The 11851-nt window shown below is 68.4% G+C and carries 8 protein-coding genes; all 8 read left to right on the plus strand.

What is annotated here, in order from left to right:
* Window positions 1–45: 45 nt before the first annotated feature.
* The gene (locus AC1MLZ_RS00980; protein ID WP_480960034.1) at window positions 46–2421 is read left to right on the plus strand and encodes a PAS domain-containing sensor histidine kinase; all 2376 of its coding nucleotides are present in this window, start codon (window positions 46–48) and stop codon (window positions 2419–2421) included.
* Between the two features lie 118 nt (window positions 2422–2539).
* A complete protein-coding gene (gene tsaE, locus AC1MLZ_RS00985; protein ID WP_480960035.1) occupies window positions 2540–2989 on the plus strand; it encodes a tRNA (adenosine(37)-N6)-threonylcarbamoyltransferase complex ATPase subunit type 1 TsaE in 450 nt (149 codons plus the stop codon).
* Window positions 2986–3966 (plus strand): aminoglycoside phosphotransferase family protein, encoded by a 981-nt coding sequence (locus AC1MLZ_RS00990; RefSeq protein ID WP_480961430.1) that lies wholly within the window; start codon window positions 2986–2988, stop codon window positions 3964–3966. Before tsaE ends, AC1MLZ_RS00990 begins: the two co-directional genes overlap by 4 nt.
* Window positions 3963–4718 carry a nucleotidyltransferase family protein gene (locus tag AC1MLZ_RS00995; RefSeq protein WP_480960036.1) on the plus strand — a complete coding sequence of 252 codons (756 nt, stop codon included), beginning with the start codon at window positions 3963–3965 and terminating at the stop codon, window positions 4716–4718. The genes AC1MLZ_RS00990 and AC1MLZ_RS00995 overlap by 4 nt, the downstream gene beginning before the upstream one ends.
* Window positions 4711–7671 carry a double-strand break repair protein AddB gene (gene addB / locus AC1MLZ_RS01000; protein ID WP_480960037.1) on the plus strand — a complete coding sequence of 987 codons (2961 nt, stop codon included), beginning with the start codon at window positions 4711–4713 and terminating at the stop codon, window positions 7669–7671. The genes AC1MLZ_RS00995 and addB overlap by 8 nt, the downstream gene beginning before the upstream one ends.
* Window positions 7661–11086, plus strand: coding sequence for a double-strand break repair helicase AddA (gene addA, locus AC1MLZ_RS01005; protein ID WP_480960038.1), 3426 nt, complete (start codon window positions 7661–7663; stop codon window positions 11084–11086). Before addB ends, addA begins: the two co-directional genes overlap by 11 nt.
* A 64-nt stretch (window positions 11087–11150) precedes the next feature.
* Window positions 11151–11474, plus strand: a complete 324-nt coding sequence (gene trxA, locus AC1MLZ_RS01010; protein ID WP_055877560.1) for a thioredoxin TrxA — start codon at window positions 11151–11153, stop codon at window positions 11472–11474.
* 91 nt (window positions 11475–11565) lie between these two features.
* The gene (locus tag AC1MLZ_RS01015; protein ID WP_480960039.1) at window positions 11566–11850 is read left to right on the plus strand and encodes a virulence factor; all 285 of its coding nucleotides are present in this window, start codon (window positions 11566–11568) and stop codon (window positions 11848–11850) included.
* Window position 11851: the final 1 nt, after the last annotated feature.

An 11851-nucleotide genomic window follows, 5' to 3' on the forward strand; every position in this document is an offset into this window, starting at 1 on the left:
AGGGTTGGCTTAGACGAGTTCCATGTATTCTTACGCGGCTGCTCGATGATCACGCTCGGAACCGGCATGGCCGTACTGGTCGGCGTGTTCGTACTGATGCTCGTCGGCGCAGGCTCGGTGCTGCTGTTCCTCGGCTTGCGCGCACGAAGCGCAGCCGCCGACATCATGGAAGCGAATGCGCAGCTGCGAACGGTGCTCGACGGATCGCCGGCGATCGTGACGGTGATCCGCTCGGGTGGGCGGGTCGAGATGTCGCAGCCGATGGCGGACTGGTTGGGGTTGGAGGCGCCGCCACGTTCGCTGGCGGAGCTGGCTGCCGGTGGAGCCGGTCTGTCGCCCGACGATGCCGCACGGTTGATTGCGGACGTGACGGCGGCGCAGCGGTCTGGTCGCTCCTTCGTGCGGGCCGTCAAGTTGGCGGGATCGACGAAGGCGCTAACGTTTCGCGGTGGGCGCGCACCAGGAGAGATGGGTGCGACCGGAGCGGTATTGCTCTGGGCGTTCGATGCGTCCGATAGCGAAGCCGAAATCGCTCGACTCGGGGCGGAGACGATCCGGCTTGGGGCAGCATACGAATCTCTCACGGGGCTGATCGAGGCGGCACCCATGCCGATGTGGTACCGCGCGACGGATCTTCGGCTGGCGATGGTCAACTCTGCCTATGTCGAGGCGGTCGAGGGGCGCGATGCAGCCGATGTGGTGGCGCGTGGACTGGAGCTGGTCGAGGGATCGGGGCGGGGCGGGCCTCTGGCGGGTGCTGCGGTTGCGCGCGAGCAGGGGCGGCCGCATCAGCAGGTCCTGCCCGCGACGATCGACGGCGCGCGGCGGTCGTTGCAGATTTACGACGTCCCATTGTCGAGCGGCGGTGTGGCCGGGTTCGCGATCGATATCGAGGAACTGGAGCAGGCGCGTTCGGGGGCGAAGCGGTTTGCCGAAGCGCAGCGGGCGATGCTCGATCGGCTGTCGGCGGGCGTCGCGCAGTTCGGCGGCGATCGGTCGCTGGTGTTCTGCAACCAGCCGTTTCGCCGGATGTTTGCGATGCGGAGCGAGTGGCTGGCGGACCGGCCGGAGTTCGACCGCGTGCTGGAGCGGATGCGGGAAGCGAACCGGCTGCCCGAGGTGCGCGACTTCCCGAGCTGGAAGGCGGAGCGGCGCGACTGGTTCATGCAGACGGGTGGATCCCAGGGCGGCTCGCCCGGCGGCGGCGCGATGGAGGAGAACTGGCATCTTCGCGGCGGCACGCATCTGCGCGTCGTCGCGCAGCCATTGCCCGACGGTGGTTTGCTGCTGATCTTCGAGGATCGCACCGAGCAGGTTCAATTGGCCAGCGCGCGCGATACGCTGCTGCGGGTACGGACCGCGACGTTCGACAATTTGTTCGAGGCGCTCGGCGTATTCGCGGCGGATGGGCGGTTGCAGCTCTGGAACAATCGGTTCCGTGCGTTGTGGGGGCTGGAGGAGGAGTTCCTTGCCTCGCATCCGCGCGTCGATGCGTTTGCGGAAGCGGCCGGCGCGAAGCTCGCGACACCTGGTCGGTCCGTGCTGATCCCTGATCTCGTCCGGTCGGCGACGGTCGGGCGCCAGCAGCGTGGCGGGCGCGTTGCGTTCGCGGATGGACGACATTTCGAGTTTGCCGGTGTGCCGTTACCCGATGGCAATGCGCTGTTCACGATGCTCGACATCACCGACAGCCGTCGCGCCGAGCAGGCCCTGCGCGACCGAGCGGATGCGCTCGAGGCGACCGACAAGGTGAAGACTGCGTTCGTCGCGAACATGAGTTACGAACTGCGCACGCCGTTGACGTCGATCAGTGGGTTCGCGGAGATGTTGCACGGCGGGTACGCGGGCGCGATGACGCCGCAGGCCGAGGGCTATGTCGGGGCCATCTTGGAATCGGTCGAGCGGTTGGGGTTGCTGGTCGACGACGTGCTCGACCTGACCCGGGCGGAGAGTGACCGCGCCGAAACCGATCGCAGCGACGTGGATCTCGCGACCACCGTGCGCGCGGCGGCCGAGACGATCCTGCCGTCGGCCAAGCGGCGCAAGCTCGACTTCGCGATCGAGGTGGCGCGGTCGACCGGGCGGGTGAACGGCAATCCGAAGCGGCTTAAGGAGGTCGTCGAACATCTGCTGCGCCATGCGATCGCGGCGACGCCGGATGGCGGGCGGGTGCTGCTGCATACCGACGGCAATGCGACGTCGGCGCGGATCGTGGTGTCGGACGACGGGGTAGGGATGGACGCAGAGGCCGTCGCGCACGCGTTCGACCGGTTTGCGGAGTCGAAGCCGATGGGGGATCGGGCATTAGGGTTAGGCTTGCCGCTGGCAAAGCAGTTCGTCGAGGCGCATGGCGGCACGATCGAACTGGTCTCGGAGCCTGGCGAGGGCACGCTGATCACGGTCGAATTGCCGCGGCGATGAGGGCGCACTTTCTACTCCCTCTCCCCTCCGGGGAGAGGGTCGGGGTGAGGGGCTGCCAAGCAGTGCAACGCCCGGAACAGCCCCTCACCCAACCCTCTCCCCGAGGGGGAGAGGGCTCATGCGCGTGATCCGTCTACCCGATCCGCAAGCGACCGAGGCGTTCGGGGCGCTCTTGGCCGAACGTGTCCAGCCCGGCGATGTGATCACCCTCGAAGGCACGCTAGGCGCGGGCAAGACCAGCGTCGCGCGCGGCCTTCTCGCCGCGCTCGGCCTCGTCGGCGAAGCACCGTCACCCAGCTTCGCGATCGTCCAGCCCTACGAGCCCCCCGAGGTGCGTTTCCCCGTGCTTCACGTCGACCTCTACCGCATCGACGACCCCGCCGAGATCGAGGAACTGGCGCTCGACGATTCACGCTATGACTCACTCCTGCTCGTCGAATGGCCCGAGCGCGCCGGCCCCGACCATTGGCCCGATGCGCTTCGCCTCAGCCTGACGATCGATCCGGACGGCACGCGCAGCTTGACTATCGGCGTCCCGGAAGCTTGGAGGTCGCGATGGCCGACATGACCCCGCCGCCCGGCGCCGCCGCTTTTCTCGACGCTCATGGCTGGAGTGGGGCGAAGATCCTCCCGGTCGCAGGCGACGCGTCGTTCCGGCGGTACTTCCGTGCGGTTGAAGGCGCCGAAGAGGGGGCGCGCAAGGCCATCCTGATGGACGCGCCGCCGCCGCATGAGGACCCGCGCCCCTTCATCGCTATCGCGGAATGGCTGGTCGAGCACGACTTTGCAGCTCCAGCGATCCTGGCGTGCGATCTCGACCAGGGGCTGGTGCTGATCGAGGATTTCGGCGACGATCGGTTGCGCGAGGCGGTCGACGCGGCGCCTGACGAGGAGCTTTCGTTGTACGCGCCGGCGATCGACTTGCTGGTGCGGCTGCGTGCAGAGCCCGCGGGACCGGTCCCCCCCTATGATCGCGCCGTGCTGAAGCGCGAGGCGGGGCTGTTCGTCGAATGGTACTGCCCGGCGGTCGGGATCGAGCCTGATCTGTCGGGTTGGGACGCGGCTTGGGAGGCGGTGTTCGACCATGCCATTGCCGACACGCCGGTCACGGTGCTGCGCGATTATCATGCTGAAAACCTGATGCTGGTCGGGCCGGAGCGCTCGCTCGGCCTGCTCGACTTCCAAGACGCGCTGGCGGGGCATCCGGCCTATGATCTGGTATCGCTGTTGCAGGACGCGCGGCGGACGGTCGATCCGGCGATCGAAGCGGCGATGCTCGAGCGATATCGCGCGGCGGCGGACGCGGGGGAAGATTTCATGAACGCGTATCACGTGCTCGGCGCGCAGCGGAATGCGAAGATCCTCGGCATCTTCACGCGGCTGTGGAAGCGCGACGGCAAGCCGCATTACCCGACGATGTGCCCGCGCGTGTGGACCTATCTGGAGCGCGATCTGGCGCAGCCGGTGATGGCGCCGGTCGCGGCGTGGTTCGCGGCGAACGTGCCGTCGGTACTTCGTGGCGATCCGCTGGCCTTGAGCGCGTGACCCGCCAGCAGACGATTCGCCCTGTCCCTCGCGGGATCGTACCCGAGACGGCGATGGTGATGGCCGCCGGGCTCGGCAAGCGGATGCGCCCGCTGACCGCGACGCGACCCAAACCACTCGTGCAGGTCGCGGGCAAGCCTTTGATCGATCACGTCTTCGAACGGTTGCAGGCCGCCGGGATCAAACGCGCGGTCGTCAACGTGCATTATCTGGCGGATACGCTGGAGGCGCACGTCACAGACCGGTTCGAAGGGATCGATGTCGTGATCTCCGACGAGCGCAAGATGCTGATGGAGACGGGCGGCGGGCTCGTCCAGGCGCGGCACCTGCTCGGGAATGCGCCGGTGCTGGTCGTCAACAGCGACAATCTCTGGATCGACGGGCCGATGGACGCGATCAAGCTGCTCGCATCGCGCTGGGACGACGCGAAGATGGACGCGCTTCTGCTGATGGTGCCGCTCGCGCGCGCCAACAATCACGGCGGCATGGGCGATTTCTATCTCGCCAGCGACGGGCGGATCGCCGGGCGGCGCAAGCCCGGCCGGGTCGCGCCGTTCGCCTATACCGGCATTCAGATCCTGCATCCCCGCCTGATCGCGGACTGGCCGGAGGGGCCGTTCTCGACCAACCTGTTCTGGGACCGCGCGATCGCGGCCGGTCGCGCCTATGGACAGGTCCACCAGGGCCTGTGGTTCGACGTCGGCACGCCCGCCGCGATCCCGAAGACCGAGACGATCCTCGCGGATGGCTGATCTCATCGCGACGGATCGACCGACGCTGTACACGATCCCCGCGCACCGGGCGTTTGCGGATGCGCTGGTCGCCGGGCTGACCCGACGGGCGGGGCGCGATCCGCTCGCACTGGCCCGAGCGCTCGTCGTGCTGCCGAACAATCGCGCGGTGAAGGCCGTGACCGAGGCGTTCGTGCGCGCGAGTGGCGGCGGGCTCGTGTTGCCAAGGCTGGTGGCGCTAGGCGATCCCGAGATGGGCGAGGCGGTCGGCGCCGCGCTCGATCCGGCGGACGACATCGATCCGCCGCTCCCCGCCGTGCCGCCCTATCAACGCCGCATGATCCTCGCGCGGCTGGTGTCGGAAGAGCGCGCGCGCGAAGGCCATCCGGTCGATGCGGCCGAAGCGGTGCGGCTGGCGGGCGAACTCGCGCGAACGCTCGACCAGCTACTGGTCGAGGAGGTGCCGCCGACCAAGTTGCGCGATATCGAGCTTGGGCCTGAACTCACCGAGCATTGGCGGCGTGCGCTGGCGACGTTCGAGATCGTGCTGCAACGCTGGCCGGGCGAACTGGCACGGCTGGGGCGGATCGACGAAGCAACGCGGCGCTCCGCGTTGCTCGATCGGCTCGCTCAGCGCTGGCGGAACGCGCCGCCGGCCGGGATCGTTTGCGCGGCAGGTGTGACCGATTCCGCTCCCGCAGTCGCACGGCTGCTCAGGTGTATAGCCGAGATGCCGCAGGGGATGGTGGTGTTCGCCGGGCTCGATCTCGCGCTGCCGGACGAGGAATGGGACGCGCTCGGCCCGCATGATCCGAACCCGGTCACCGGGCTCGCTCGGCGGTCGATCGAGACGCATCCCCAGTTCGATGCCAAGCTGATGCTCCTGCGTATGGGCATCGCGCGGGGCGAGGTACAGACGTGGCGCGAAGGCGGCGGGCACGACGCCGATGCCGCGCGCGGGCGGGCGATCGCCAACGCGCTGGCGCCCGCGGATTTCACCGGCAAATGGACGCAGATCGCCGCGGAGGATCGCCGCTTGAAAGGCGTGACCGCAGCCGAACTCGCGACCCCGGCGGAGGAGGCGCAGGCGATTGCGCTCGTCCTCCGCGAGGCGTTGGAGGTGCCGGAGCGCACCGCCGCGCTGGTCACGCCTGATCGCGCGCTCGCCCGGCGGGTGGCGGCGCATCTGGGACGTTGGGGGATCGCGATCGACGACAGCGCGGGGCGGCCCTTGTCGATCCTGCCACCGGGAACGTTGCTGCTCGCGCTTGCCGAAGCGGCGGCGCAGCGCTTTTCGCCTCTCGCGCTGCTGGCGTTGCTGAAGCATCCGCTGGTGCGCGCGGGCGAGGATCGCTTGCTGTGGCTCGACGGCGCACGCGCGCTCGATCGGCGGTTGCGCGGACCACGACCGGCGGCTGGGCTCGATGGCATCACCGGGCATCTGGAGGAGCGCAAGGGGACGGCGGCAAATTGGTGGACCGACGTCCAGCCGTTGCTGACGCCGCTGGCCGGCGCGTTCGATCAAGGGCCGCAGCCCCTGGCGGCGGTGCTCGCCTGCCTGCGCGAGACGGCGCAGACCTTGTGCGGCGACAATCTCTGGTCGGGTCTCGCAGGGCGTGCGGCCGCGGAATTCCTCGCCGATCTCGAAGCCGAAGCGCCCGCCGGACCGCCCCGGATCGATCCCCGGGAACTGCCACAACTTTTGCGGACGTTGCTCGACGAGGTCGCGGTGCGGCCAGCGCCGGGCGGCCACCCGCGGCTCGCGATCTATGGCTTGATCGAGGGGCGGTTGCAGACGGCCGACGTCATGGTGCTTGGCGGGCTGAACGAAGGCGTGTGGCCGGGGCGGCCCGCCCCCGACCCGTGGCTCGCGCCGCGCATCCGCATGGAACTCGGGCTGCCGGGGTTGGAGCGACGTGTCGGCACCGCCGCGCATGATTTCGCGCAGGCGCTCGGTGCACCTCGCGCGGTCGTCACGCGAGCACGGCGGGATGCGAAATCGCCAGCTCTGGCCTCGCGGCTCTGGCTCCGGTTGCAGGCGCTCGCCGGCGATCGGTTCGAACGCGCGTCGGCGCTGGAAGGCTGGACGCGCGCGCTCGACGATCCGGGTGAGCATCTGCCAGCGGATCGTCCCGCCCCGTCGCCGCCAGCGCTGCTGCGCCCCAAGGCCATCTCCGTCACCGAGGTCGATCGCCTCAAGGCCGACCCCTACGCCTTCTACGCACGCCGCGTGCTCGGCCTGATGCCGCTCGATCCAGTCGATGCGGACCCGAGCGCGGCGTGGCGCGGGACCGCGGTCCACGACATCCTCGAACAATGGTGGAAGCAGGACAACTGCACCGTCGACACGCTGCGGCAGCGTGCGAAAGCGATGCTCGACGACGAGCGGACGCATCCGATGATGCGCGCGCTGTGGCAGCCGCGCCTGCTGGAGGCGATCGACTGGATCGCCGGCGCGATCGTCGCGCAGGGCGAGGACGGCCGCACGGTCGCCAGTGCCGAGGGCAAGGGCAAGATCGAGATCGCCGGGGTGACGCTGTCGGGCCGCTACGACCGCATCGACAAGCTCCCCGATGGGCGCCTCGCGGTGATCGACTACAAGACCGGCAAGCCACCTTCGCCCACCGCGGTCCGCGCCGGCTACAGCCTGCAACTCGGCCTGCTCGGCCTGATCGCCGAACGCGGCGGGTTCCCAGACGTCTCCGGCACCGCTGGCGCGTTCGAATATTGGTCGCTCGGCAAGAAGCGCGACGCGTTCGGCTATATCGAGAGCCCGGTCGATCCCGAGGGCAAGCGCGACAAGATCCCGACCGCCGAATTCACCGCGATCGCCGCGCACAACTTCACCGAAGTCGTCGGCGAATGGCTCACCGGCAGCGCCGCGTTCACCGCGAAACTCGTCCCCGAATACGCCCCCTATGCCGAGTATGACCAGTTGATGCGACGCGACGAATGGTACGGCCGTGAGCACTGATACGCTTGCCACGCTGCCCCGGCTGAAGGGTGCGCAAGCTGATGCCAGTAACCCGGCCTCGCACGTCTGGCTGTCCGCGTCGGCGGGCACCGGCAAGACACAGGTGTTGGCGGCACGCGTGTTCCGCCTCCTGTTGCGCGGCGTAGATCCCGGCGCGATCCTGTGCCTGACCTTCACCAAGGCGGGCGCGGCAGAGATGGCGCAGCGCATCAACGGCCGCCTCGCCGCGTGGGTACGGATGCCCGCGCCCGCACTGGCGGCGGACCTGATCGCGCTAGGCGAGAGCCCGGTACAGGCGTTGCAGGATCGCGCCCGCACCCTGTTCGCCAAGGTGCTCGATGCGCCGGGCGGTGGCCTGCGTATCCAGACGATCCACGGCTTCTGCCAAGGGTTGCTCGCGGCATTCCCGGTCGAGGCCGGGCTGACGCCAGGCTTCCGGCCGCTGGAGGCGCGCGAAGAGGCGGGGCTTGCACGCGAGGCCCTCGCGACGATGCTGTCGGACGCCGAACGCGAGGGCCGCGAGCGCCCGGTCGAGATCGTAGGGCGTCTGTCGCTGCGGATGGGCGAGGGCGGGGCGGAGGCGTTCCTGCTCGCCTGCGCTCGCGCGCTGCCACCGTTGGAGGCCCTCCCGGTCGGCATCCAGCCTTGGCTCCGACGCGAACTCGGGCTTCCGTCCGGGGATATCGATGAGGCAATCGCGGAATGGTGCGACGCGCTCGACCTCGATGCGATCGCGCGCATCGCCGCGGCCAATCGCGCCTGGGGGAGCGCCACCGGCCAAGCCGCGGCGGCGACCGTGCAGCGTTGGCTCGACTCAGAGGACCGCGCGGCAACGTTGGATGACCTCGCCAGCGTCGTGCTGACCGGCACGGGCACGCAGCGGAAGGCGTCGAAGAAACTGATCGATGCCGAACCCGATTACGAAGTCCTCGCGCGCGATCTGGGCGAGGCGTGCACCGACGTCCTGTCGATGGTCCAGCGCGCAACGTACTGCGACCTGCTCGCCGATGCACTTGAGGTCGGACGCGATTACGCGCGGGCCTACGCGCTCGCCAAGCGGCGCGCGGGGGCAGTCGATTTCGACGATCTGATCGCGACGACGGTGGCGTTGCTCGACCAGCCGGGGATCGGCGAATGGGTCCGCTACAAGCTCGACCAGGCGACCGAGCATCTGCTCATCGACGAGGCGCAGGACACGAACCTCAGTCAATGGCGGATTGTAAGTGCTTTAGTCTCTGAATTTTTTGTTGGGCGGGGCGTTCACGCTCCGTCCGTACGAACGCTCTTCACGGTGGGAGATTGGAAGCAGGCCATATTCGGTTTCCAAGGTACCGATCCGATTAACTTCGCCTATTTCGAACGTCATTTCGGCGAGCGAGCGAATGCCGCGCTCGGCAGTGACGATATGCCGTTAGAGGACCGCGGGCTGCCGATGGCCCGACTATCGCTAACCCACTCGTTTCGATCGACGCGAACCGTACTAGAGTTTGTTGACGCTGCAATCGAAGCTGCTGGTGAGCCAGGGCTTGGAATGATCGGACAGGCCGAGCGTCACGCGAGTGAGGTAGCCGGGCCGGGCACCGTGACCTTGTGGCCGCCGGTCTCAGCAGGCGGCAGCGAGGACGACGAAGAGGGCTGGGTCGACGACGCGGTGCGCAAGCTCGCCAGCGATATCGCGCGCGCGGTGAAGGGCTGGCTCGCGCCCGACACGGGCCTGATGCTGGAAAGCAAGGGGCGGCGTTTGCGTCCCGAAGACGTCATGATCCTGGTCAAGCGGCGCGGCGACCTCGCCTCGCTGATCGTCGCGCGGTTGTATGCCGAGGGCGTGCCGGTGGCGGGCGTCGATCGCCTGCGGCTGAACGCGCCGCTCGCGGTGCAGGATTTGCTCGCGACGATCCGCTTCGTGTTGCAGCCCGAGGACGACCTGAGCGTGGCCGCGCTGCTCGTGTCCCCACTGATCGGCTGGACGCAGGACGAGCTTATGGCGGCCGCACCGCGCGAGGCAGGGCCGTTGTGGCGCCACCTGCAACGCACGCAACCCGCGACAAGACTGGCCCCGTTGCTGGCGATGCTGGCGCGCGCCGACATCGCCACGCCGTATCAGTTCCTGGAGGAACTGCTGTCGGGCCCGCTCGACGGCCGGCGGAAGCTGATCCGGCGGCTGGGCACCGAGGCGCGCGATCCGATCGAGGAACTGCTCAACGCCGCACTGACATTCGAGAACACGACGACGCCGTCGTTGCAGCGTTTCCTCGACTGGTTCGACCGCGGCGATGTCGAGATCGTGCGCGATCCCTCGGCGCCGCTCGATGCGGTGCGGGTGATGACCGCACACGGCGCGAAGGGGTTGCAGGCACCGCTGGTAATCCTGGCCGACGCGACGGCCGACCCATCGGCCGCGCCGCGCTCGATCCTCAAATGGGCGCCCGAGCCCGGCGCCGCGCCGATCCCGGTGTTCCGCCCCCGATCGGCCGAGCGCGGCGGGCCGCTGGATGGGGCCGTGTCGGCGGCCGAGCAGCGCGAACTTGAGGAGCATTGGCGGCTGTTCTACGTCGCCGCGACGCGGGCCGAAGAGCGGCTGGTGATCGCCGGTGCGCTCGGCCCCCGCGCGAAAGGCGTGCCGCCGGAGAATAGCTGGTACGCCGCGGCTGACCGTGCGCTGGCGGCGCTCGGCGTGGCTGAAGGCGAGGGCGCTCGAACTTTCCACGGGGCGGAACCGCAGCCAGCGATCGTCGCCAAGGTTGCCCAGCAAGCCATCGCGTCCGAAACCGTGCGGCTTCCAGACTGGGCGCACCAGCCGGCGCCGACCGAATCCCGTCCGCCGCGACCCTTGTCGCCGTCCGCGCTCGGCGAGGATGCTGTGTCTGATCCGCCGCCCACGCCGATGATGCGACTGGCGGCGGAACGCGGGCGGCTGATCCACGCGCTGTTCGAGCGGCTTCCTGCGATTGCGCCCAGCGGCCGCGCCGCGGCAGCGGATCGCTGGCTGGCTAAAGCGGGCGGCGTCGAGGACGGCGCGGCGAGGGCGGAAATCATTGCGAGCGTCGCAGCGGTGCTCGACGACCCGCGGTTCGCGGACCTGTTCGGCGCAGACGCGCTGGCCGAAGCACCGATCGCCGCGACGTTGAGCGACGGCATCGTCGTGTCAGGGACGGTCGACCGCCTGCTGATCGAGGCGGACCGCGTCCGCGTGGTCGATTTCAAGACCGGGCGCCGCGCGCCGCCGGAGCTGGCGGACGTTCCCGAATATCACCTCAAGCAGATCGCCGCCTATGCCGAGGCGCTGCGGGTGATCTTTCCGGGCCGCGCGGTCGAGGCGGCGTTGCTCTACACCGCAGGGCCGCGGCTGATCGTGCTGCCGGACGCGCTGCTTGCCGATCACAAGCCGCGCTATCGGCCCACGGAGCAAAGCTAGCGCGCCGGTGGTTGAGCGAACGCACGCGCGACCCTAGATTACGAGCAACCAAGGAGAATTCACGATGGCGACTAAGCAGATCACCGATGCCAGCTTCGATGCGGACGTTCTGAACGCCGACGGCCCCGTGCTCGTCGATTTCTGGGCGGAATGGTGCGGCCCGTGCAAGATGATCGGACCCTCGCTTGAGGAAATCTCGGAAGAACTGGGCGAAAAGGTAACGATCGCCAAGCTCAACATCGACGAGAACCCCGACGCACCGGGCAAGTACGGCGTGCGCGGTATCCCGACGATGATCCTGTTCAAGGGCGGCGCACCGGCGGCAACCAAGGTTGGCGCGGAGCCCAAGGGCCGGCTGAAGGCCTGGCTTGAGGGTGAACTGGCCTGATGCAAAGCCCGCTCGACTGCGCTAGATTATCGGCATGACGATGATCGGGCATAATCGGGCGGGCGCTACCCCGGCTCGACGGGGAGGTAGCATGTACGCGATCGTATTCGATCTGGACGTGTCGATGCTCGAGCAGATGTATCCCAACCCGTCGTGGCGGAATGCGTATCGCGATGTCGGCGATATCCTCAATAAGCGCGGGTTCGAGCGGCAACAGGGCTCGACCTATTTCGGCAATGAGACCATCTCCGCAGTCGACTGCGTTCTTGCCGTGCAGGAACTGAACCGCACCTATCCCTGGTTCAGTCCCGCCGTGAGCGATATCCGGATGTTGCGAATCGAAGAAAATAACGATCTGTCACCGGCACTACGGTGAT

Source organism: Sphingomonas sp. PEI4 (assembly GCF_056679955.1).